Below are 23,333 nucleotides of genomic sequence, written 5' to 3' on the forward strand. Positions count from 1 at the left end.
ATCTTCGCCTTTGCCAGAACGCGGTCCGGAGCGGTACATGAAGTTCATTCACCAGCGCGAACATCTCAACGAAGACGACTTCGTGATCATCGAATGTTCGCAGCCTTGCAATATCCGTCTGATGAACGACAAGAATTTCCGCAGCTTCAAGAACGGCGGGCGTCATGCGTATCACGGCGGTGCGTTTGACAAGTTTCCAGCGAAGATCAAGGTGCCCAACACCGGCTTCTGGAATATCACCATCGACACCGTGACGCGCAAGGCCATCAGTGTCACTCGTAAGCCTGCGCTCACACACTCGATCAAAATCGTTCGTAATTCGCCGTCCGAGCTGAAGTAACGCTGTCCATCGGGCGCGCAGCTCCGGTTGCCGCCCGGTTCCTGGTTGATCAAACGTCACTCGTCGATCAGTGCGCCGCCTGAGCCGTAATCGCTTGCCTTTGGTTCTTCGTTTAAATATCTTCACATGAAGATTCTTTTCGTGGAGATATCTATGCGCAAGCCCAAAGGCGGCGATCACGTCGATGGCGTGCTCGCTCAATGGCAAAACGTCCGCCCGGAAGGCGACGCATCGCCGATGGCAATCTTTACGCGAGTGTATCGGCTGTCCAAATACCTCAACCGGCGCATCGCCGACGTATTTCGCAAGCACGGTCTGCACGACGGCGAGTTCGATCTGCTCGCGACGCTTTATCGCAGCGGCCAACCGCAAGGACTGACACCGAACGCCTTGCGGCATGCCGCCGTACTCAGCTCGGGTGCCATGACCAATCGGCTCGATCGACTGGAGACGGCCGGTCTGATCCAGCGCGTTCCCAACCCGAACGATCGGCGCAGCCTGTTGATACGCCTCACCGATGAAGGACAGGCCGTATTGCTCGGCTGCCTCGATGAATATCTCGCGACCCTGGACGGTCTGCAGGCGCCGCTCGATAACCAGCAGCGACAGGCCCTGGCGAGCGGGCTGCGCATATTGCTGCGGACACTAGAGGAGCAAGGCGATGACTGAGGCGAAGCGTGGCGCCACTCGTGCGCATTTGGGCATGCTGCTCTGGGCATTGTTCGTTGGCCTGTCTTTTCCTGCGGTGGGGTTGATGAGCGAAGGCTTGCCGCCGCTGCTACTGACCTCTATCCGGTTCAGCATCGCCACGCTGGCGTTGTTGCCGCTGCTGGTGCGTCAGGGTGCACGTTGGCCAAGTATTCCCGGATTGCTGCTGTATGCCCTGATGGGCCTGAGTCTGGCCGGTTTCTTCGGCACCATGTTCTGGGCGGCGCACCGTATCAGTGCGCTGTCGATGGCTACTCTGTTCGTCACTGTACCGCTGCTGGCTTACTGCATTGGCCGTGGCCTGGGTGTCGAGCAACCAGCGGGTCGGCTACTGGCGATTCTTGCGTTGGGTGCGCTGGGTGCGCTGGGGCTGGCTGTTGCGGAAAACAATGGAGACCTTGCGCAGCTCAAGTTCGGCTTTGGCGAGCTGGCGTTTTTCTTCGGTTGTATTGCTTCGGCGATGTACCCGGTGCTGAGCAAGTGGGGGTTGCAGCGCGGCATATTGGCTCCGCAGGCCGGTTTGCGAACATTCTGGAGCCTGCTGACAGGCGCGATCCTGATCGGCCTGCTCGGGGCGATCTGGGAGCAACCGGCGACATTGTTGCGGATGGACCTGCGCGACGTGATGCTGGTTATCTATCTGGGTGTGTTTTCCAGCGGCATGACCTTCTTCCTGCAACAGCGGGCCACGGCAGTGCTGACGCCGGGTGCCGTTACTGCCTACAGCTACCTGGTGCCGTTTGTGTCGATGTTGTTGCTGTTCTTCACCCAGCCACAGCGCATCGGCTGGCAGTGGCTACCGGGCAGCCTGCTGGTGCTGCTGGCGATCGCCCTGTTGCTGCGCCGCGGCGCGCGCGAAGGCTGACAGGCAAGCGCGTGTTACGACCATCGAGCAACCGCTTACGTCAGCACCACTGACGGGGCGGGGTCGAAGGACAGGTCTGGCGCCAAAGCGGTGTACCAGCACTGAAGCAACAGGTGGCGGCTTGTCGCGCTTGGCGGGCGCTTCAGACGTCTTCGCTAACGATTACCGCTCCGAGGCAGCGCAGGTGATGTTTGCCTTCGTCCAGTGACCAGGCATCGTCCGCTTCGAGATAGGTCGCCTCCATGACCTGGTTGTAGCTGAAGCGCCACACCCGTCGTTCCCGGCCATCGAGTCCTTCGATGGTGACCACGGTTTCCTCGCTGTCGAATGCCAGCTCTGCTTCGGCGGCGGCGTCAGCTTGGTCGAGGAGGGCATCGTTAAGCTCGAACTGCCAGGCATGCAGGCCGTCGATTTCCAGCATGTCCGCAACTTCAAGTTGATCGAGTAGGTAGAGCGTGTCGCTTGGCATGGTTTCGTCATCCAGAGGGAAGTGTGGCGGAGCCGAGCGGTGCTCGCAGGGTAGCTATTTAAACCCGGCCAGCACATGCGCAGCCAGACCTTGGTCAAGTCAATGGTGAACATGGCCCATGATCTGGGTTGCAGCATCGTCGCCGAGGGGATTGAAGAGGCCGAAGTCTATGACCTACTGAGAGCGCTCGGCGGCGAGAGGCCCAGGGATATCTGCTCTCGATGCCCCTGCGCGCGGAAGCTTTCGAGCACTGGCTTGCCGAGCACTAGCCGTGCGGTTGTCGGTTGACGCGTCTGCGACTTGAGCGTTGGGGCATGGCAGGCGGCCTGGGGAATCCGGCCGCCGTCGTTGACAGCACACGCCCTTCGACAGGCGCAGTGCTTCTCAGGCGTCGTAGCCCAGGTTTGGCATCAGCCAGCGCTCGGTTACGGCAAGATCCTGCCCTTTGCGCTTGCTGTAGCTTTCGGCCTGATCCCTGTCGATCTTGCCGACCGCGAAGTATTGCGCCTTGGGGTGAGCGAAGTACCAGCCACTAACGGCCGCGGTTGGTAGCATGGCGAAGTGCTCGGTCAGAGTTACCAGGCTGGCACCGTCGGCATCGAGCAACCTGAACAGTGTGGCTTTCTCGGTGTGATCGGGGCAGGCCGGATAACCGGGGGCAGGGCGGATGCCCTTGTACTGTTCCTTGATCAGCTCTTCATTGCTCAGATGCTCTTCCGGATCATAGCCCCACCACTGCTTGCGCACCTGTTGGTGCAGCCACTCGGCGCAGGCTTCGGCCAAGCGATCGGCTAGCGCCTTGACCATGATCGAGTTGTAGTCATCACCGGCGTCCTGATAAGCCTTGGCGACTTCCTCTGCACCGATGCCCGCCGTGGTGATGAAACCGCCCACGTAATCGGTCACCCCGCTGCTCTTCGGTGCGACGAAGTCGGCCAGCGAGAAGTTCGGTTTGCCGTCGGTCTTCACCGTCTGCTGACGCAGATGATGCAGCGTGGCCAGGGCTTCGCCGTCGTCGCCATAGACCTGGATATCATCTTCGTCGACCTGGTTGGCTGGCCAGAAGCCGAACACCGCGCGAGCCTTGATCAGCTTTTCATCGACCAGTTTGGTGAGCATCGCCTGGGCATCGTTGAACAGCGAGGTGGCGGCTTCGCCGACGATTTCGTCCTCGAGAATGCGCGGATACTTACCAGCCAGGTCCCAGGCGATGAAGAACGGCGTCCAGTCGATGTAGTCGACCAGGGTGCGCAGATCGATGTCTTCGAGCACCTTGCGGCCGGTGAAGCTCGGCTTCACCGGGTTGTAGTCGGCCCAGTCGAATTTGGGTTTGACGGCAACCGCTTCGGGGTACGTCAGGCGTTCGGTGCGAGCGCTGCGGTTGGCGGTGCGCTCGCGGATCATCGCGTACTCTTCGCGAGTCTTCTGCACGAAGGCCGGCTTCAGTTCCTTCGACAACAATGTCGTCGCAACCCCGACGGCACGTGAAGCGTCGGTGACATAGACCACTGCATCGTTCTTGTAGTGCGGGTCGATTTTCACCGCCGTGTGCGCCTTGGAGGTGGTGGCGCCGCCGATCATCAATGGCAAATGGAAGTCCTGACGTTGCATTTCGCGGGCAACGTGGACCATCTCGTCCAAGGAAGGCGTGATCAGGCCGGACAGGCCGATGATGTCGCATTTCTCGGTAATCGCCGTCTGCAGAATTTTTTCTGCTGGGACCATCACGCCCATGTCGACCACGTCGTAGCCGTTACAGCCGAGCACCACGCCAACGATGTTCTTGCCGATGTCGTGGACGTCGCCCTTTACCGTCGCCATGAGGATCTTGCCCTTGGCTTCAGGCTTGTCGCCTTTCTCAGCTTCGATGAAGGGAATCAGATGCGCAACGGCCTGCTTCATCACACGGGCTGACTTCACCACCTGAGGCAGGAACATCTTGCCCGAGCCAAACAGGTCGCCGACCACGTTCATGCCCGCCATAAGCGGACCTTCGATGACCTCGATGGGGCGCGCGCACTGCTGGCGGAACTCTTCGGTGTCCTGGACGATGTGGGTGGTGATGCCCTTGACGAGCGCGTGCTCGAGCCGCTTCTCGACCGTATAACCACGCCATTCCTCTGTTTCCGCTTCCTTGACGCTGCCGTCGCCCTTGAATTCGTCGGCGATGGCGAGCAAAGCTTCGGTGCCGTTGGGCGTGCGGTTGAGCACCACGTCTTCGACCGCGTCGCGCAGCTGCTTCGGGATCTCGTCGTAGATCTCAAGCTGGCCGGCATTGACGATGCCCATCGTCAGCCCATTCTGGATCGCGTAATAGAGGAAGACCGAGTGGATTGCCTCCCGCACCGGGTTATTGCCGCGGAACGAGAAGGACACGTTGGACACGCCGCCCGAGGTCAGGGCATAGGGGAGGTGGTCGCGGATGTAAGCGCAGGCTTCGATGAAGTCCACGGCGTAATTGTTGTGCTCTTCGATGCCGGTGGCGACGGCGAAGATATTCGGGTCGAAGATGATGTCTTCCGGCGGGAAGCCGACCTCGTTTACCAGGATGTCGTAAGAGCGCTGGCAGATCTCACGCTTGCGCGCGGCGGTATCGGCCTGGCCGGCCTCGTCGAAGGCCATCACCACTACGGCGGCCCCGTAGCGCTTGCACAGGCGGGCATGATGCTTGAAGGCTTCGACGCCTTCTTTCATCGAGATCGAGTTAACGATGCCCTTGCCCTGGATGCATTTCAGACCGGCTTCGATCACCTCCCATTTGGAGGAGTCGATCATGATCGGCACGCGGGAAATGTCCGGTTCACCGGCGATCAGGTTGAGGAAGGTCACCATGGCCTTCTTCGAATCCAGCATGCCCTCGTCCATGTTGATGTCGATCACCTGGGCGCCGGCTTCCACCTGCTGCAGGGCGACTTCCAGAGCTTCCGTGTAGTTTTCCTCGCGGATCAGGCGAGCGAATTTCGCCGACCCGGTAATGTTGGTCCGCTCACCGACGTTGACGAACAGCGAGCTGCGATCGATCGTGAACGGCTCGAGGCCGGACAGGCGGCAGGCTTTGGGAATGTCGGGAATGACGCGTGGCGCATATTTCGCAACGGCCTTGGCAATCGCCTCGATATGCGCCGGTGTCGTACCGCAGCAGCCGCCGACGATGTTGAGAAAGCCGCTGGCGGCGAATTCCTCGACCACCCGGGCCATCTCCGCCGGGCTTTCGTCGTACTCGCCGAAGGCGTTCGGCAGGCCGGCGTTGGGGTGTGCCGAGACGTGAGTTTCGGCCTTGTTAGACAGTTCTTCCAGGTAGGGCCGTAGTTCCTTGGCGCCCAGAGCACAGTTCAGACCGACCGAGATCGGCTTGGCGTGGCGTACGGAGTTCCAAAAAGCTTCGGTGGTCTGTCCGGACAGGGTCCGGCCCGAAGCATCGGTAATGGTGCCGGAAATCATGATCGGCAGTTCGAACCCGATTTCCTCGAAGACTTCCTGAACCGCAAAGATCGCCGCCTTCGCATTGAGCGTATCGAAGATGGTCTCGATCAGTATCAGGTCAGAGCCGCCTTCAATGAGGCCTCGGGTGGCTTCGGTGTAGTTCTCGACCAGATCGTCGAATGTAACGTTGCGGTAGCCTGGGTTATTCACGTCCGGCGACAGCGAGCAGGTCCGGCTGGTCGGGCCCAGCACCCCGGCGACGAAGCGCGGGCGGTCTGGCGTCTCGGCAGTCTTGGCATCGGCTGCCTGGCGAGCGAGGCGGGCGCCTTCCACGTTCAACTCGTACACCAGCTCTTCCATGCCGTAATCGGCCTGGGAAACGCGCGTGGCGTTGAAGGTGTTGGTTTCGACGATATCGGCGCCGGCATCGAAGTAGGCCTTTTCGATGGCGCTGATTGCATCTGGGCGTGTCAGGATCAGCAAGTCATTATTGCCTTTGAGGTCCTGCGGCCAATCGGCAAAGCGCTCGCCGCGGTAATCGGGCTCGTCCAGTTTGTAGCTCTGGATCATGGTGCCCATGCCGCCGTCGAGAATCAGGATGCGCTCCTTGAGGGCCTTCTGGAGAGCCTGGAGACGGGCGTTGCGGTCTAGCATGGGGACTACCTGAAAAGCTGATTTCTAGAAGCGCGAATGATAACAAAGCTGCATGCTTTTTGATCATCAGCGCTTTTGTATGAGTGGCGCTCATATTCGTTGCTGGGTGTGACGTCTTGCGAACCGGTTCTGACGCTCCGCGTGAGGGGGCTGGACAGCTATCGGAGCCTCCAGCTCGGAAGGTTCTATTTCCTACTAAAACACTGGGACTTTATCCGGGGAGAGGGTTGGCGTACACTGCCCATCATGTCTGAGAGGAGTTCCCATGAGCGCCATTACCATTACCGAAGCTGCACACGATTATCTGGCAGACCTGCTCGAGAAGCAGAACACCACAGGGATCGGCATCCGGGTCTTCATCACTCAGCCCGGTACGCCCTATGCGGAAACCTGTATTGCCTATTGCAAGCCTGGTGAAGAAAAGCCGGATGACGTTCCCGTCGCACTGAAGCGTTTTACAGCCTGGATCGATAGTGTCAGCGAGCCCTTTCTGGAAGACGCCCTGGTGGATTACGCCACTGATCGCATGGGGGGGCAGCTGACGATCAAGGCGCCGAACGCCAAGGTGCCGATGGTCAACGAAGATAGCCCGCTGAACGAGCGCATCAACTACTACCTGCAGACCGAAATCAATCCAGGGCTTGCCAGCCATGGTGGCCAGGTCACCTTGATCGATGTGGTTGACGAGGGGGTCGCGGTGTTGCAGTTCGGTGGTGGTTGCCAAGGTTGCGGCCAGGCTGACGTTACGCTCAAGGAAGGCATCGAAAAAACCCTGCTGGAGCGAATTCCTGAGCTCAAGGGCGTGCGCGACGTGACCGATCACACCAATCGGGATAACGCTTACTATTAAGGCGGAACTGCCCAAACGGTGGTTGTTTCAGTCACTTCTTGGGCAAAGTGCCATTATAGTTTTGTGTCACCAACCCAGCGACCGTTTGCTGAGATAAGCTGTCCAGGTTTCTGATGCCTGGCTAAGTGAGCGAGCGCTGCATGTCTGCCGTTTCCCTGTTGATTTGCGATGATTCGAACCTGGCGCGCAAGCAATTGCTGCGTGCGCTGCCGGTTGCCTGGCCGCTGAACATCCGTCAGGCCGCCGGCGGCAGTGAGGCCCTTGAGCGCATACGCGAGGGCGGAATCGATGTGCTACTGCTCGACCTGACCATGCCGGATGTGGACGGCTATCAGGTGCTTGCTGCGCTTCGTGATGAGCAACTCGACTGCAAGGTCATTGTGGTCTCGGCGGATGTTCAGGAAGAGGCTGTACGGCGGGTGCTGGAGCTGGGAGCGCTGGCATTCATTCGTAAACCGGCAGATCCGGTGCACTTGCGACAGACCCTGGCCAGTCTGGGGATTGTGGGCAACGAGTTGCCAGCGCTGGGTGAGAGAGCGACAGGGCCCATCCCGTTTCGTGATGCCTTCCGCGAGGTGGTGAACGTTGCGATGGGGCGCGCGGCTGCGCTGCTTGCAAAGGTGCTTGGGGTTTTTGTTCAGCTACCGATTCCCAACGTGAACATCCTCGAAGTCGGCGAGTTGCACATGGCACTTGCCGATGCGGCCCAGGGAGACAAACTGACCGCGGTTTGCCAGGGTTATATCGGCGGTGGAATCGCCGGTGAGGCATTGCTGATCTTTCATGACTCGGAAGTGGCCGACATGGCGCGCCTGATGCGCGCAAAGGACTTCCGTGAACTGGAAATGCTGCTCGATCTGTCCAGTCTGCTGATCAGCGCATGCCTCAGCGGCATCGCCGATCAAATTGACGTGGTGTTCTCCCAGGGGCATCCGCAGGTGCTGGGCCAGCACGCGTCGATCGACGAGCTCATCCGGCTCAATCGGCAGCGTTGGAAAAGCACCCTTGCGGTGGAGATCAGCTACAGCCTGGAAGGCCATGATGTCCATTTCGATCTGTTGTTGCTGTTCACCGAAGACTCGGTTGAGCTGCTGTCTCGCAAACTCGCCTACCTGATGGCCTGAGCATGTCCGACTCGATGAATCTGAGCGAACTTCATTGGCTTCTGGCGATCATCCAGAGCATCGACGTTGGTGTTGTGGTCCTGAATCGCGAATACCGCATCGATGTGTGGAATACCTTCATGGAAAACCGCTCCGGGCGGCTGCCTGAAGATGCGCGGGAAAAATCTTTTTTCGAGCTGTTTCCGGAAGTGGATGAGCAATGGTTTCGGCGCAAGGTGGAGAACGTTGCGACGCTCGGCACGCCGTCGTTCACCATCTGGGAGCAACGTCCCTATTTGTTACGGTTCAAGAATTACCAGCCGATCACCGGGTTGGAAGATTTCATGTACCAGAACACCACTTTGATGCCCTTGAAAGGCCTCAGCGGCAACATTGACCAGATTTGCCTGATCATCTACGACGTGACCGACGTCGCCATCAACCGGCGCCAGTTACAGGCGGCCAACCAGGAGCTGCAGCGGTTATCGAGCACTGATCGCCTGACGGGTCTGTTCAACCGCGGCCATTGGGAAGAAATGCTGCGTCAGGACTATGCTCGGCACCGACGTTACGACCGTAATGCCGCACTGGTGATGTTCGATATAGATCATTTCAAGCGGATCAATGACAGCTACGGTCATCAGGCAGGCGATGCGGTCATTCAGCGGGCCGCCGAGCTCATCCGCCAAAGCATGCGAGACGCCGACATAGCCGGGCGCTACGGCGGTGAGGAGTTCGTGGTACTGCTGCCGGATACGGACAGCGAGGGGGCCGTGACCTTCGCGGAAAGGCTGCGGCAGTCCATCGAGGCGCATGAGGTCATCCATGAAGGGCGCAGCATCCATTTTACCGTCAGCCTCGGCATCGCGGATCTCAGTCAGCCCACCAGCGGCTATGCGCAGCTGATCGAGCGAGCTGACAGCGCGATGTATATGTCGAAATCGGCAGGCCGCAATCAGGTATCGCTCTACCGCTGACCAATATTCGGAGACGTCAGGTGGGATTGCGCTCGGTCAGGAAATTCAACAAGGTGGCTTCCTCGCTGCTCAGCCACTTGCGCTTTCTTGCCTTGGACAACCGGGCGAGCTCACCTGAGGTGAAGGCCTGGAGCACGTCGGGGTGGATATAGCACTGGCGGCAGATGGCCGGGGTGTTGCCAAGCTGGCGGGACACCTGGGTGACCGTCTCGACCAGATTGCGACGGGCAACGGCGTCCGGTTGCCAGTCGCGCTTGCGCAGGTAGTCCAGGGCCAGCGCACTACCGGCCCAGGTGCGGTAGTCCTTGGCAGTGAAGTCACCACCAGTCATATCTTGAATGAACTGATTCACGTCGCTGGAGCTCACCGGGTGGCGTAAACCGTCCTCGTCCAGGTACTGGAAAAGGTGTTGCCCGGGCAATTCCATGCAGCGACGCAGGATGCGCGCCAGTCGTTGATTTTTCAGCGTGACCTGATGCTTTACACCGCTCTTGCCTCGAAACTGGAAGCGGATCGCGGCGCCATGCACATCGACATGGCGTGTACGCAGCGTGGTCAGGCCGTAGGAGCGGTTTTCCCGCGCATAGCGTGAGTTGCCGACACGAATCAACGTCGACTCGAGCAGTTGCACCACCAGCGCCATGACTTTCTCTCGCGGCAGTCCGCGCAGCGCCAGATGTTGCTCCAGACCAGCACGCAACCGGGGTAATGCTGCACCGAACGCCAGAAGGCGTTCATATTTTGTGCTGTCCCGGATTTCCCGCCAGCGGGCGTGATAGCGATACTGTTTGCGACCACGGGCGTCACGCCCAGTGGCCTGAAGATGCCCTTGCGGATCGGGGCAGATCCAGACATCGGTATAGGCCGGCGGGATCGCCAGTTTATTGATCCTGGCAATCTCGGTCGCGTCGCGAATGCGCTCTCCGTTCGGTTGGAAGTAGGCGAACTTGCCCCGCAGTATCCGTCGCCCGATTCCCGGACTGCGATCATCAACGTAATGGAGATCGGCTGGAAGCGGAGGACACAGGGCGGTGCCTGTATCGGACTGCTCGTCCGTCGGTACCGGACGAATACCCTCCGCCAATGGCAGAGGAACTTCACCGCCTTGATCGATCAGCATGCGGAACACACCTCGCGATACGCACAGCTTGATGGCGCAGACTGATCTGGCCTGCGCGCTCCCCTTTCAGCATGAACCCGGCGAGTGAACGAATTGCGATCAGTCTTCGCTTTCCGGGCTGTTGCGCATCAGCAACCGTATCGCGGCTACCAGTTCGTCGATTGCTTCTCGGTAGATTGCGGGATCCGCCTTGGTTTCAGCGCTGTCAGCAAGCCTGCGTGCAGTTTCCAAATGATCATTTATCGATGAATAGTCGCCAATCATGTGAACGCTCCTGGATCGCGGAATAAAAGGCAGCCGTGGGGGGGGGGGCAGCGCGGCGCCCGTCTCTATAAGTGACCGATGTAAGCGGACGGGGTTCGCGCCGCAGATCAGCGCACACGAGGATTGCTCAGCGCAATACACCAATGCTGGTGGTGACAACGAGGACAGGTCGCCTCCCGCTGTGCTTCGATGATCTGCGGATATCCACACCGCATGCAGGCATACAGCCCGCTGGAGGGGACCTGCCGGTAAATCGTCCGAAATTGTTTGGGCAGCACAGAAAGCCCTGGGCGCACCGCCTCGGCTTCGTTGAAATAGAGGCTGACCTCTCCATCGGTCTCGAGAATGCCCAATCGAACCTGCCCCAGGTGCTCAACACCTTGCTGACGCAACTCCATGAAAAACTCGTCGGATGAGATATTTAGTTGGTCCAGGCTGTGTAGTTCGTACAGGCCATTCTGGATGATTGTGACTGGTTCGCCTTCCATCCATTTGGACAACCGTTCGTTGCGCGTCATGATCCAGACGGTGAGCCGATAGAGCAGCAACAAGGTTGCGAAGACGGCCGCGATGGGCAGCAGTGGCACATCCTCATAGAAGGAGACGTCGCCTGCTGCTGACCCCAACGTAAGAATCACTACCAGCTCGAACAGTGACAGCTGCCGAATACCCCGTCGCCCGCTGATTTTCAGAAATAGAAACACCGCAACGAAGGCAAACAACGCTCGCAGCACCACTTCTGCGATGAACAGCAATGGCAGATCGTCCAGCAGCATGCGCTGCCAATCGAAAGGAGTCATTCGCGGCCTCGATAATGGCGTCGCTTAACCAATAAGGCCCGGCTGTGCGGGCATGGACCATGCGCTCAGCGGCACGCCATCTTTGCTGAGCTGCAGCCGTGCGTTCTCAAGCAGACCGGCGAGATGCATGGGGTCCGCATACTGGGAACGAGCGATATGGGGAATCGACATGATTTCATCGCCTGCCGCGTTGGTCACCCGCAGTGAAAAGCTGGCGTCCTCGTTATTCACCTGGGTAGTCGCGTGGCAAGGTAGAAAAGCCATCTCGCTGATACGTATGGCTTCGTCGAGTGCAAGACGTAGTGCGGTCATGGTCCGTACTCCGATGTAGCGATTGCTCATTGCGCAGGGGCGACATCAAATACCAGGTCTATACCGTCGCCACTGCCATCCCCTACGACCGAACCTTCCACTGGTCTGTGCGTTACCTTTCGGTCTTTATAGAACTCGCTCAGGTGCCGCTGCGCCACCTCGCGGACATGCGTGATCAGCCCGGTGAACTGAGCATCGCGAGGGATAACGAACTTCAAGGTAATGCAATGGCCATCAGCACCCTCAGGCAGGTCTGCCAGACCGCTGCTGTGCCACTGGTCATTGACGTAGGCTTCTGCACCCTTCATGGCTTGCTCCTCTTGATTCACTTATTGCTGGGACCGTGAAACAAGCGAATGGATCAGTCCGATAAACGGAACCGGCAGGCGAGGGCCATGCGATTGCAATGAAAAAGGCCCGGTGCTTGCGCCTCCGGGCCTTGGTTCATTCGAGACGGATGTCTTATTCCGGCATCTGCCAGGGGGCGAGGTGAATACCCTGGCGGCTCAGGTCAGCGCGTGCTTGTTCCAACGATTCGCCGAGCTTGACCGGGTCGGAATAAACGCTGCTGGAGAGTTTGCAATGGCCGACGGCGCGAGACTCGCTGCCATCCACGACGGTAATGCTGAGTTCGCCGTTGCCTTCGAGCAGTGTCCAGGCGACGCACTGGAACGGCTTGAACGCACGATCAGTAATGAGAAGGGCGTCGTTGAAACGAAGGGGGCTATTCATGAGGTGTGTCTCTCTGTGTGATAACCAAGATCGGATTTAGCCTGCCGCCAGGCTGCCGGCGTTGGCCTTACATACCATTGATGTACACAGAGGACTGATAAGTCACATTGAGAGTTCGCGATTGCGGAGAATTTTTGCAATTAGCCGAAAGTATAGGATTAGTCGTGCAAGCGCATTTTGGATTAAGCGTCGGCTGAACGGCTTGATTTCCTGGCCTGCGGACCGTTCAGAGGTTCCATGGCCGCAACGATGACCGTTACTCAAGCCGCATCGCGCGTGGCGAAAAGTCGCAGCTGCCTGGCGAAATAGAACGGCCGGTCTCCGTGAGGAGGCCAGCCGTATGTATACAAAAGCCAGTCGTTGATGCAGGTTTGGTTGGCTAGACCTTGAACTGCTTGAGCAGACGGTTCAGTTGTTCTGCCAACTCGCCGAGCTGCTTGCTCGCTGCGCTCGAGTGCTCAGCGGCCTGGGTACTGTCCTGTGCCAGACCGGCGGCTTGAGTGACGTTCTGATTGATATCTTCGACGACATGAGTCTGCTGCAGGGTAGCGCTGGCAATCGAGGCGTTCAGGCCGGACAGGTTGCGCAGCGCCTGGGCGATCTGACCCAGGCTTTCACCGGCCTGGCTGGCTTGCTCGACGGTGGCCTGAGAGGCCCGACTGCTTTCCATGATAACGGTCACCGCCGCGCCCGAATTTTTCTGCAGGCGTTCGATCATCGTGTGAATCTCTGCCGTCGAGGTCTGGGTGCGCTGTGCCAGCAAACGAACTTCATCAGCCACAACGGCGAAGCCGCGGCCTTGTTCTCCGGCGCGAGCGGCTTCGATCGCGGCGTTCAGAGCGAGCAAGTTAGTTTGGTCGGCGATCGATCCGATAACTTCCAACACCGAACCGATCTGAGTGGTTTCGTCGGCCAATGACTGGATGACCCCAACTGCTTTGTTGATGGTGGTCGATAGCTGGTCGATCTGCTGAAGGCTGGCTTCGATATTACGTTGTCCCAGCCCTGCCTGCTTTTCCGCATCGCCGACTTCGTTCGATGCATGTTCGGCATTTTTCGCCACTTCCTGCACCGCGTAGGTCACCTCGTTCACTGCGGTGGCCACCAGTTCCATTTGCTGCGACTGCTGTTGGCTTTGCTTGTGTGTCCGACCGGCTAGCCCACCCAGGTCGCTGGACGACTTCGCCAGCGAGCCGGAAGTTTCGAACAGCTGAGCGATAACCGTATGGAGCTTGTGTATAAATGTGTTGAAATCGCGGCTCAGCGTAGTCAGCTCGTCATTCCCCGAGATGTCCAGGCTGCGCGTAAGGTCAGCTTCACCGCTCGCTATGTTGGCCATCGCCTGCATGGAATGGCGCAGCGGACGGGTGATGCTGCGGATGAGAACGGAAACCAGCAGCGCCATCAGCGAGGCGATGATCAAGCCAATGATGGAGAAGCGAACGAGGTAATGCAGGAACTCTGCTTCTACGTCGTCCACGTAGATGCCGGAACCGATGATCCAGCCCCATGGCTTGAACAATTCGATGTAGGAAATTTTCGGTACGGGATCTTCCTTACCCGGTTTCGCCCATTGATAGTCGACGATGCCGGCTCCCTGTAGGCGAGCTACTTTGACCATCTCGTTGAACAGCTCTTTGCCGTTCGGGTCCTTCACGTTGGAAAGATTCTTGCCTTCGAGCTCGGGCTTCATCGGGTGCATGAGCATGACCGGGCTCATGTCATTGATCCAGAAATAGTCATTTTGTCCGTAGCGGAGCAGGCGGATCTGATCCATTGCTGCTTTCTGTGCCTCGGACGTGCTCAGCGTGCCGTTTGCCTCGAGTTGTTGGTAATAGCTGAGAACACCCGTCGCCGTTTCGACGATGTTCTGGGTCATGACCTGCTTGCCTTTGTACAGGTCGGTACGCACCTGCTGGATCATCAGCAGGCCGAGAACGAATAGCATCGCAACGGCTAGCGTCGGAATCAGCCAGAGGCGCTTGCTGATAGGGAAATTTCGCAGCATATTCATCTGCTTGTAAGCTCCTGTTGAGACTTTATCTTAATTATTATTTGTTTAGCGGCTTTGGGTTGGAGCACCGCGCCTGCGTCTGCCTTGGCCGTTTGAGCTGTGGCAGTGGTTGCTTTGCTACACCGTTGAATAGCTTGTCGGCATCTGTGAAAAAAAGATGAGGATGGGCGCTTCGACTCATTGAATTTACTTGTCGCCAGCGAGTCAGAACAGCGCTCAAGTGGCTATCTGACATATACCTTCGTTGCATATTCAAATGCGGTGGTTTGCACCGCTATTGGGGATTAGATGGATTTTTGGATCGCCTTTCAGGCGTTGCTTCTAGGCGTGGTCGAAGGAATCACGGAGTTTCTGCCTATATCCAGTACCGGACACCAGATCATCGTCGCCGATCTCATCGGGTTTGGTGGTGAGCGGGCATTGGCCTTCAACATCATCATTCAGCTGGGCGCGATTCTGGCCGTGGTCTGGGAGTACCGGCGCAAGATCATCGATGTCGTGGTCGGGCTGCCCAGCGAGCGACAGGCGCAGAAATTCACCGTCAACCTACTAGTGGCATTCCTACCAGCCGTTGTGCTGGGTGTGACCTTTGCCGACCTGATACATGAATACCTGTTCAACCCCATCACCGTGGCGACCGCGCTGGTTATCGGTGGGGTGGTCATGCTCTGGGCTGAAAAACGTTCTCATCGTATCCAGGCGGAAACGGTCGATGATATGCACTGGAACCATGCATTGAAGGTGGGGTGTGCACAGTGCTTGGCGCTGATTCCAGGCACTTCGCGCTCGGGGGCTACTATTATCGGCGGGCTGTTATTTGGCCTGTCGCGCAAGGCGGCGACTGAGTTTTCCTTCTTCCTGGCGATGCCGACCATGGTGGGTGCTGCGGTTTACTCCGGCTACAAGTACCGCGATCTGTTCCAGTCGGGTGATCTTCCAGTATTTGCGATTGGCTTTGTCACTTCGTTCATTTTTGCGATGTTGGCGGTGCGTGCGCTATTGAAATTTATCGGCAACCATAGCTACGCAGCATTCGCTTGGTACCGGATCATCTTTGGCATCGCCATTCTGGCGACCTGGCAGTTCGGCTTGATCGATTGGAGCACTGCCGCAGGCTGATAACGCCATGGCTTAGGGCTGAAGAAGAAACTCCGGCAAACGCCACGAACACCGATTGAAACCGATCATTTCGTTATCGTTTTGCCGCCGATTGGAATGCCTGATTTTCACCGAGTCTTTCAACATGGAATTACGCGGTCAGCTGAAAAGTTGGGACGATCAGAAAGGATTCGGTTTCATCCGCCCTGACAATGGCAGTAACGAGGTGTTCGCGCACATTTCGGTCATGCGCGGAGCACGTCGTCCGGTACAGGGCGATCGGGTGCGGTATGGAACCGATCGCGACAGGGAAGGGCGTTTGCGTGCCTCGCATATCCGTCTGGATACGCTTTCCCTCGATGATCCGGCCATTCGCCAAAAGCCCTTGGCGCGGCGCTCACCCAAAGCTCGGCATGAGGACCATGGACCGCGCGCCCGACGAGTTGGTGCTCTTCGTCAGCATTTCTCGCTGAAGGTCTCTGCCCTTGTACTACTGTGTCTGCTACCGACGCTGGGCAGCGTGCGGTTGGTCCAGCAGGGCGTGCACTGGCCGCTAGTCGCCTATGCACTGGCGAGTTTACTGGTCTTCGGTTTGTATTTGCACGACAAGCGCAGCGCCATGCGCGGCAACAGGCGTACGCCGGAGGCGCATCTGCATCTGGTCGAGCTGCTCGGTGGTTGGCCTGGCGCGCTGCTGGCGCAGCAAGTGTTACGACACAAGACTCGCAAGCTCTCATTCCAGCTGGCGTTCTGGTTGATCGTTATGGCTCATCAGGTGGTGTGGCTGGATTATCTGTATTCCCAGCGCTTGCATGGGGTATTGCTCGGATTGAGCCGGTGAGTCTTTCGGCGTTAACACGGTCAGCCCTGACCGAATACCTTGACCATATGATCTATCCACGCCCTAACGGCAGGTAACATTCCGCGCCGATGCAGATAAGCCACCTGCAGGTGACTCCCCGGCAGCGTCCAGTCTGGCAGGACGCGAATCAACTGGCCGCTCGCCAACTCCTCTTCACAGTAGCCGCGTGGCAGCATGGTCAGGCCGAGCCCTGAAAGAGCGGCAGCCTTGCGGATCACAAAGTCATCGACCGCAAGCCGCGGTTCCAGCACGAGTTCCCGTGTCTCGCCATCATCGCTGACGAGCCGGTAGCGCACCTTGCGGTCGGGGTCTGCTGCGCCGAGCACGGGCAGCTTAGGCAGGTCTTCTGGACCGTTGATGGTGTGGTCACGAAGTAATGCGGGCGAGGCGACGAGATAGGCGACAGTCGGTTGCAAGCGCCGAACGATGAGCGAGGGGTCTTCGTCATCTGCGGTACGAACCCGCAGAGCGACATCGATGCCCTCGTTGACCAGATCTACACGCCGGTTGGTGACAATCGTTTCGAGTGTCACCAGCGGATATGTCGCAAGGAAATCCACTACCGCATCAGCGAATCCGGCCACAGCGATGGGGCAGGACACGCGCACGCGTCCCCTGGGTTCGCTGGTCAGTCTCGCTACGACCTCATCCGCCTGTTCCGCTTCCAGCAGCATCGCCTGACAATGCCGGTAGTAGCGCTCGCCGATCTCGGTGACGGATAGCTTTCGCGTCGTGCGCTGAAGCAATCGCGCACCGAGTCGCTCTTCAAGCTCGGCGATGCGGCGCGACAGTCGTGATTTGGGAATGCCGAGCTGGCGACCGGCCGCAGCGAATCCACCGCCTTCGACCACTTTGGCGAAATAGAAAAGGTCGTTGAGATCTTGCATGGCTTATCGTCCTATTTTCAGGACAATCTATCGTAAATCTCGCTACTAATCCCTTATTCGATTTGTCTGTAGGATTTCCCCATCGAAACGAACCTGAGATGGAGACCCTACATGAACATACTGCACCTGGATTCGAGCATCCTCGGCGACGCCTCGGCTTCGCGTCAGCTAACACGTGCTGTCGTGGCGACTGTGCTGGCGGCCGAGCCAGAGAGCAGCTTGCGTTATCGCGATCTTGCTGCGGACGAGCTGGACCACCTGTCTGGCGCAAGTTTGGCGGCCGCCAGCACTCCGGAAGAGCTGCGTGATGCGGTGCAGCGTCAGGCAGCGGCACTGGCCGAGGCGACCCTGAATGAGTTTCTCAAGGCGGATTTACTGGTCATTGGCGCACCTATGTACAACTTCAGCGTACCCAGCCAGCTCAAGGCATGGATCGACCGCATCGCCGTAGCAGGCAAAACCTTTCGCTACGGCCCGAACGGTGCAGAGGGCTTGGCCGGCGGAAAACGCGTGATTCTCGTTTCAACTGCCGGAGGCATTCATGGCGACCAACCCAGCGGTGTCGCGCACGAAGGCTACTTGAAGCTTGTACTGGGGTTTCTCGGCATTACCGAGATCGAGATCATTCGGGCCCATGGCCTCGCCATGGGAGGCGATGCACGGGAATCAGCGATGATCGCAGCTCAGCAGTCCATTGAGGCGCTGTACGAAACCGCCTGACGCGAAGGGCTCATACAAAAACGCCCCGTACAGTACGGAACTGACGGGGCGCGTTCGTTCCGGCGTCCTTAGATCACGCCAAGGCTACGCAGATAGTCGTCATAGGTGCCGCTGAAGTCGGTCACACCTGTATCCGAGAGCTCAATGATTCGCGTCGCGAGCGAGCCGACGAACTCGCGGTCGTGGCTGACGAAAATCAAAGTGCCCGGATAGTTCTCCAGCGCCAGGTTCAGCGCTTCGATGGATTCCATGTCCAGGTGGTTGGTCGGTTCGTCCATTACCAGGACGTTGGGCTTTTTCAGAATCAGCTTGCCGAACAGCATGCGACCCTGTTCGCCTCCAGAGATAACTCGAACCGACTTGAGGATCTCATCATTGGAAAACAACATACGGCCAAGGGTGCCGCGCACGATCTGTTCGCCGCCCTGCGTCCACTGGCCCATCCAGTCGAACAGCGACATGTCGTCTTCGAAGTCATCGGCATGGTCCTGGGCGTAGTAGCCGATATCGGCGCTTTCGGTCCACTTCACCGAACCAGCATCCGGCTGCAGTTCGCCAACCAGCGTACGCAGCAGGGTGGTCTTGCCGATACCGTTCGGGCCGATGATCGCGACCCGCTCGCCGGCTTCGACGGTGAAGCTGAAGTTCTTGAACAGCGTCTTGCCATCAAATCCCTTGGCCATGCGCTCGACGGTTACGGCTTGGCGGTGCAGCTTCTTGGTCTGCTCGAAGCGAATGAACGGGCTGACGCGGCTCGAGGGCTTGACCTCCGCGAGCTGGATCTTGTCGATCTGCTTGGCGCGCGAAGTCGCCTGCTTGGCTTTCGATGCGTTGGCCGAGAAGCGGCTGACGAAGGTCTGCAATTCGGCGATCTGCGCTTTCTTCTTGGCATTGTCGGCCAGCAGCTGCTCGCGCGACTGGGTCGCCGCGGTCATGTACTCGTCATAGTTGCCCGGGAACAGCCGCAGCTCGCCGTAATCGAGGTCGGCCATGTGCGTGCACACGCTGTTCAGGAAGTGCCGGTCGTGGGAAATGATGATCATGGTGCTGTTACGCGCCGTGAGGATGTTTTCCAGCCAGCGGATGGTGTTGATATCCAGATGGTTGGTCGGCTCGTCGAGCAGCAGCACTTCCGGATCGGAGAACAGCGCTTGGGCCAGCAGTACCCGCAGTTTCCAGCCCGGCGCCACTTCGCTCATCGGCCCGAAGTGCTGTTCGAGCGGGATACCAAGGCCCAGCAGCAGCTCGCCGGCACGGGACTCGGCGGTGTAGCCGTCCATCTCGGCGAACTCGGTTTCCAGTTCGGCGACGGCCATGCCGTCTTCCTCGCTCATTTCCGGCAACGAGTAGATGCGCTCGCGCTCGGCCTTGACCTTCCATAGCTCTTCGTGGCCCATGATCACCGTGTCGATGACGTTGAAGTCTTCGTAGGCGAACTGATCCTGACGCAGCTTACCCAGGCGTACGTTGGGTTCGAGCATGACCTGACCAGCGGACGGCTCCAGGTCGCCCCCGAGGATTTTCATGAAGGTCGACTTGCCGCAGCCGTTAGCGCCGATCAGGCCGTAGCGATTGCCGTTGCCGAATTTGACGGAAACGTTTTCGAACAGCGGCTTGGCGCCGAACTGCATGGTGATGTTAGCGGTGGAGATCAAAGCCAATATTCTCGCGGGTTTCAGAGTTGGGGATTTACGCTTGGTCCCTTTTAGGTCCCATCTGCAGCTTTTTCATTTCGTTCCCATCGCGTTCGCTATCGGCAACAGGCGTATCGAGACCGAGGGACATGTAACGATAGCCAAGCTGTTTGGCGATAAACGCGGGGCATGCCTACATCAGGCAGATGGTTGCGTATGGGTGGCGCGCATTGTACGGATGATGCTAGCGAATCCCTAATGACTTAAGCGTTGGTTGTCCTTGATGAATGCAGATCCGGCTTGCTTCGCTAGATTACAGGGCTGGTTCTGGTGATGCTGCGCCGCAATGACCGGCGTCACGGTGGGTACGTAACGATGTTGCACGGCGGCGTCAGCCGCTACATTCAAGTCCAGTGCGCTTGCATAGCCTCCCGCAGCCCGACGAGGAAGGGCATCCGCCGTTGACCTCATCGACCGAAACTATCCGCCGCGATGCAGAGCCTGTGCCTTAGCTGGGAGCAGGATCTGGTATTGGGCTCAGATGGTGCCGTTGCTGGCCTGCGGTGTCTTTGGCGCCAGGGTGCGAGAGCTGGAACAGCAGGCCTGGCTCTACCCTGAACACGGACAGCGTCCAACCGTGCGCTGTCGCTATTTCCTGGCAGATGGCGAGGCCAAGGCCCGCACCGTGATCGCGTCTATCGGCGCCACGCCAGAAGCGTGCAAATAAATGCGCCAGTTGGTCTTCGTTCACACCAGGGCCCCGGTCACGCACCGCCAATATGTTCGCGCCGACGCTCACATGAACTGCCGTCCCACGAGGCGCGTGCTGAAGCGCGTTCTCCAACAAATTTTTCAGCAAGGTGAACAGCGCACCCCGATCGGCTACCCAATCGTTCTGACGGGCGTCATTGTTCATTACCAGTCTCACACCCGCGCCATCGGCCATACGTTGCAGATAACTGATCGCTTCGCTCACAACCTCCCGGATATCCACAGCGGCAAACCGGTAGCTTTGCATCTCGCTTGCTTCGGCGAGATGCAGCAGCTGTTGCACTTGGCGCGTCATATGTTCGACATCATTGAGCAGTGAGTTCTGTCCGTCGGCATGATCGATCAACTCGATCTGAGCACGGATCAATGCAAGTGGCGTTTTAAGTTCATGGGCCGCCGTTGCGAGAAATTCCTGCTGAACGCGATAGCCCCGCTCAAGCCGCTCGAGCACGTTATTGAAGCTTTCAACCAAGGGTGCGATCTCATTTGGCGCGGCATCGGTGTTCAGGCGAGCGTGTAGCGAGCGAGGGGAAATCTTCGCAGCCGAGTTCGATATGTCTCGTAGCGGCTTGAACGCATACTTCAGTGTTACGTAAACGCATGCGCCGAAGATAAACAGCAATACCAAACTGAACAGCGTGATTCCCAGGCCGGTGAAAGGCAATGCGAACGCACGGTGCATCAGGTGCAGGAATCGGGTACTGGCCGCGAACTGAAAATACCAAGTCCGCCCCTCATGCTCGACTGCCTCGGTGGCGCCGTGCATCGTCACGCCTCTTTGCTCGAATTTAAAACTTTCGGAGCGAAGCTGGTCGGCTTCGCTACTTTCAGGCCAAATGACTTCGCTTCCAGGCCAGGACAATACAACCATCCCCGACGCGTCCAGCACCCGGTATGAGGTTTCTTGTTTCAGGCTGTCGAATACCCATTCGATATCGAATTTGGTTATGTCTATCCCGATCGGTACGCCATTGCTATCGAACACTAGGTCATCGGCCATCTCTCTCGCATTATCGGCCACCTCCGCGTCCGAGAGCATGTCACTTTGAGATGCCGTTAGCGCAAAAAGGGCCAGCACGATTATGGCTGTGGTGACCATTGCGCCGGCGATATAGGCGAGCAGTACTTTGACGGCGAGGCTATTGAGCCACGTCGTTCTCACGAAGCGCATAACCGTGCCCCCGTACGTTGACGATCTTGTGGCGCGCACCGATGGTGAGCAGTTTGCGGCGGATACGGTGAAGCGCTACATCCAGAGCATTGGGAGTGACCGCTTCACTCAGCCCCCACGCGGCTGCTTCCAGCGCCGTGCGCCGAACAACCTCATCATGGTTGCGCATCAGCAAGAGCATGACCTGAGCTTCGGTCGGCGACAGGGCTACGCTATTACCGCCGCGCCAGAGAACGCCGGCATCGACGCGTAGCGTCAGGTCCCCATAGCTGGGATCGAGCGAGCGCTGTATGACGGGGCGGCGCAGCAACGCCTTGGCGCGCGCGATCATCTCATCCATGGCGAACGGTTTGGGTAGGTAATCGTCCGCTCCGGCGTCCAGCCCTTCTACTCGATCGTGCAATGCGTCACGCGCCGTCAATACGAGGCACGGCAACCCTATCCCCGCGGTGCGCAGCCTTCGCAGCAGGATGAGCCCATCGCCATCCGGCAGGCCCCGATCCAGGATGACGGCCTGGTACGGGAGCTGCTGGATAGCGGCCCACGCAGCATCGATGCGTCCGATTACGTCGACAGCGATCCCGGCGCCCAGCAGCCCTTTGCAGATCAATCGAGCCAGGCGTTCGTGGTCCTCAACGAGGAGGATGCGGTTCATCAGAATCGGTAAAGGTAGCCAAAGGCCACGCGATTTTCGGTGGAGCTGTCTACCAGAGGGCTGTCCTTGATCTCATCAGCGAGACTTACCGCTTCGAGGTCGAGGAACACGGAGTGCTTTTTATCGAACATATAGGTTCCACGCACGCCAAACTCAGTATTGATTCCGGCCTTTCCATCATAGGCCGCCCGGTCGAAGCGAGCTTCGCTGTCGCGAACGCCGTAATAGTAGTCGACGTACTTCTTGTCCTGCCATACGGCTGCCAGGCGCGGCGTAAGCTTGATGTGGTCGCCGACCTGCCACGATCGTTCCAGGCCGAGGGTAAAGCGTTGACCGTCGCTATTACTCGACGCGTCCGTAAGCCATTCGGCGTAGACGTCCGCCCATTCGTTCTGCCATTTCACATTCGCTCCAGCCCAAAAACCGCCGTCGCGATCGTCCATTCCGTCGAGTATGCGAGCATCGCCTTCTTCATACCCGCTTGAGTCGTACCGAGCCACAATATTGAAATTGAGTTGTTCAGAATCGCTGATGCGCAGACTCGGCAGCTTGAACTCCGCGACAGGGCCGAAGATCCGCACATACTGATTTTCGTAGTAGATCAGCGGTATCGCCTTGTTGTCCCGATCTATATCGGTGTACGGCTGTTGACTGCTGGCCGCGCCAATACCAAGCCCCCAGGATGTTGGAACCTCTGGATAGGCGAACTCGGCCGCGTAGGTGGCCAGCGGCGACAAGCCACCTAAAAGAACGGAAGCAGTCGCGGCGCGCATGATTGCACTTGATGATGCGGTCAAAGCGGGTAAGCGAAAACGATACATCGAACTCTCCAGGGCGAGGTTGAAAACGCTTGCATCGTCCAGAACTCCGTCTTACTGAAAACTTACCGGCCAACCTTTATTTT

24 protein-coding genes are annotated in these 23,333 nt (G+C 58.4%); 10 read left to right on the forward strand and 14 right to left on the reverse strand.

The genetic code is table 11. The features are described from left to right. Positions 1-37: 37 nt before the first annotated feature. From MCB86_RS06280 to MCB86_RS06290, 3 genes are all read left to right on the forward strand, one after another. The gene (locus MCB86_RS06280) at positions 38-340 is read left to right on the forward strand and encodes a DUF1883 domain-containing protein (protein ID WP_045162344.1); all 303 of its coding nucleotides are present in this window, start codon (positions 38-40) and stop codon (positions 338-340) included. A 153-nt stretch (positions 341-493) separates the two neighbouring features. Next, complete coding sequence (locus MCB86_RS06285; protein ID WP_045162343.1) at positions 494-1,009, forward strand: MarR family transcriptional regulator; 516 nt, start codon at positions 494-496, stop codon at positions 1,007-1,009. Next, positions 1,002-1,913, forward strand: coding sequence for a DMT family transporter (locus MCB86_RS06290; protein WP_239610332.1), 912 nt, complete (start codon positions 1,002-1,004; stop codon positions 1,911-1,913). The genes MCB86_RS06285 and MCB86_RS06290 overlap by 8 nt, the downstream gene beginning before the upstream one ends. Before the next feature lie 142 nt (positions 1,914-2,055). Here MCB86_RS06290 and MCB86_RS06295 read toward each other — a convergent pair whose 3' ends face one another. Next, entirely contained in the window at positions 2,056-2,382 is a 327-nt protein-coding gene (locus MCB86_RS06295) for a DUF5629 family protein (RefSeq protein WP_045162341.1), read from the reverse strand. A 111-nt stretch (positions 2,383-2,493) separates the two neighbouring features. Between MCB86_RS06295 and MCB86_RS06300 the strand changes: the two genes are divergently transcribed. Beyond that, positions 2,494-2,670 carry a hypothetical protein gene (locus tag MCB86_RS06300; protein ID WP_239610428.1) on the forward strand — a complete coding sequence of 59 codons (177 nt, stop codon included), beginning with the start codon at positions 2,494-2,496 and terminating at the stop codon, positions 2,668-2,670. Between the two features lie 96 nt (positions 2,671-2,766). Here MCB86_RS06300 and metH read toward each other — a convergent pair whose 3' ends face one another. Next, on the reverse strand, positions 2,767-6,459 hold the full coding sequence (gene metH / locus MCB86_RS06305; protein WP_239610333.1) for a methionine synthase: 3,693 nt from the start codon (positions 6,457-6,459) through the stop codon (positions 2,767-2,769). 265 nt (positions 6,460-6,724) lie between these two features. Here metH and nfuA point away from each other — a divergent pair, with 265 nt between their 5' ends. The 3 genes from nfuA to MCB86_RS06320 all read left to right on the forward strand — a co-directional run bounded on the left by nfuA (position 6,725) and on the right by MCB86_RS06320 (position 9,389). Further along, positions 6,725-7,309 (forward strand): Fe-S biogenesis protein NfuA, encoded by a 585-nt coding sequence (nfuA, locus tag MCB86_RS06310; RefSeq protein WP_045162339.1) that lies wholly within the window; start codon positions 6,725-6,727, stop codon positions 7,307-7,309. A 140-nt stretch (positions 7,310-7,449) separates the two neighbouring features. Continuing rightward, complete coding sequence (locus MCB86_RS06315; RefSeq protein ID WP_239610334.1) at positions 7,450-8,433, forward strand: response regulator; 984 nt, start codon at positions 7,450-7,452, stop codon at positions 8,431-8,433. A gap of 2 nt (positions 8,434-8,435) precedes the next feature. Next, on the forward strand, positions 8,436-9,389 hold the full coding sequence (locus MCB86_RS06320; RefSeq protein ID WP_239610335.1) for a sensor domain-containing diguanylate cyclase: 954 nt from the start codon (positions 8,436-8,438) through the stop codon (positions 9,387-9,389). Between the two features lie 16 nt (positions 9,390-9,405). Here MCB86_RS06320 and MCB86_RS06325 read toward each other — a convergent pair whose 3' ends face one another. The 7 genes from MCB86_RS06325 to MCB86_RS06355 form a co-directional block, all read right to left on the reverse strand. After that, a complete protein-coding gene (locus MCB86_RS06325; protein WP_239610336.1) occupies positions 9,406-10,509 on the reverse strand; it encodes a DNA topoisomerase IB in 1,104 nt (367 codons plus the stop codon). 99 nt (positions 10,510-10,608) lie between these two features. Beyond that, on the reverse strand, positions 10,609-10,773 hold the full coding sequence (locus tag MCB86_RS06330) for a hypothetical protein (protein ID WP_196298660.1): 165 nt from the start codon (positions 10,771-10,773) through the stop codon (positions 10,609-10,611). A 107-nt stretch (positions 10,774-10,880) separates the two neighbouring features. Next, the gene (locus MCB86_RS06335) at positions 10,881-11,573 is read right to left on the reverse strand and encodes a DUF421 domain-containing protein (RefSeq protein ID WP_045162087.1); all 693 of its coding nucleotides are present in this window, start codon (positions 11,571-11,573) and stop codon (positions 10,881-10,883) included. 24 nt (positions 11,574-11,597) lie between these two features. After that, positions 11,598-11,885, reverse strand: coding sequence for a hypothetical protein (locus MCB86_RS06340; protein ID WP_045162088.1), 288 nt, complete (start codon positions 11,883-11,885; stop codon positions 11,598-11,600). A 26-nt stretch (positions 11,886-11,911) separates the two neighbouring features. Then, positions 11,912-12,193 (reverse strand): hypothetical protein, encoded by a 282-nt coding sequence (locus tag MCB86_RS06345; protein ID WP_045162089.1) that lies wholly within the window; start codon positions 12,191-12,193, stop codon positions 11,912-11,914. A 154-nt stretch (positions 12,194-12,347) separates the two neighbouring features. Further along, positions 12,348-12,617: a hypothetical protein gene (locus MCB86_RS06350; protein WP_045162090.1), complete on the reverse strand. Its 270-nt coding sequence runs from the start codon at positions 12,615-12,617 to the stop codon at positions 12,348-12,350. 379 nt (positions 12,618-12,996) lie between these two features. After that, a complete protein-coding gene (locus MCB86_RS06355; RefSeq protein WP_239610337.1) occupies positions 12,997-14,631 on the reverse strand; it encodes a methyl-accepting chemotaxis protein in 1,635 nt (544 codons plus the stop codon). Between the two features lie 288 nt (positions 14,632-14,919). Here MCB86_RS06355 and MCB86_RS06360 point away from each other — a divergent pair, with 288 nt between their 5' ends. Both MCB86_RS06360 and MCB86_RS06365 read left to right on the forward strand, forming a co-directional pair. Beyond that, entirely contained in the window at positions 14,920-15,750 is an 831-nt protein-coding gene (locus MCB86_RS06360) for an undecaprenyl-diphosphate phosphatase (RefSeq protein ID WP_239610338.1), read from the forward strand. Positions 15,751-15,874: 124 nt separating this feature from the next. Beyond that, a complete protein-coding gene (locus MCB86_RS06365; protein WP_239610339.1) occupies positions 15,875-16,570 on the forward strand; it encodes a DUF1294 domain-containing protein in 696 nt (231 codons plus the stop codon). A 20-nt stretch (positions 16,571-16,590) separates the two neighbouring features. Here MCB86_RS06365 and MCB86_RS06370 read toward each other — a convergent pair whose 3' ends face one another. Continuing rightward, positions 16,591-17,478 (reverse strand): LysR substrate-binding domain-containing protein, encoded by an 888-nt coding sequence (locus MCB86_RS06370; RefSeq protein ID WP_239610340.1) that lies wholly within the window; start codon positions 17,476-17,478, stop codon positions 16,591-16,593. Positions 17,479-17,589: 111 nt separating this feature from the next. Here MCB86_RS06370 and MCB86_RS06375 point away from each other — a divergent pair, with 111 nt between their 5' ends. After that, positions 17,590-18,198, forward strand: coding sequence for an NAD(P)H-dependent oxidoreductase (locus tag MCB86_RS06375; protein WP_239610341.1), 609 nt, complete (start codon positions 17,590-17,592; stop codon positions 18,196-18,198). Positions 18,199-18,266: 68 nt separating this feature from the next. Here the strand turns inward: MCB86_RS06375 and MCB86_RS06380 are convergent, their stop codons facing one another. The 4 genes from MCB86_RS06380 to MCB86_RS06395 form a co-directional block, all read right to left on the reverse strand. After that, positions 18,267-19,853, reverse strand: coding sequence for an ABC-F family ATPase (locus MCB86_RS06380; protein WP_239610342.1), 1,587 nt, complete (start codon positions 19,851-19,853; stop codon positions 18,267-18,269). Positions 19,854-20,340: 487 nt separating this feature from the next. Then, a complete protein-coding gene (locus MCB86_RS06385) occupies positions 20,341-21,774 on the reverse strand; it encodes an ATP-binding protein (protein ID WP_239610343.1) in 1,434 nt (477 codons plus the stop codon). Further along, positions 21,743-22,429 carry a response regulator transcription factor gene (locus MCB86_RS06390; RefSeq protein WP_239610344.1) on the reverse strand — a complete coding sequence of 229 codons (687 nt, stop codon included), beginning with the start codon at positions 22,427-22,429 and terminating at the stop codon, positions 21,743-21,745. Before MCB86_RS06390 ends, MCB86_RS06385 begins: the two co-directional genes overlap by 32 nt. Further along, positions 22,429-23,250 carry a MipA/OmpV family protein gene (locus tag MCB86_RS06395; RefSeq protein WP_239610345.1) on the reverse strand — a complete coding sequence of 274 codons (822 nt, stop codon included), beginning with the start codon at positions 23,248-23,250 and terminating at the stop codon, positions 22,429-22,431. Before MCB86_RS06395 ends, MCB86_RS06390 begins: the two co-directional genes overlap by 1 nt. Between the last annotated feature and the right edge of the window lie 83 nt (positions 23,251-23,333).

This window comes from Pseudomonas sp. KSR10 (genome assembly GCF_022355455.1).
GTDB lineage: Bacteria > Pseudomonadota > Gammaproteobacteria > Pseudomonadales > Pseudomonadaceae > Stutzerimonas > Stutzerimonas stutzeri_E.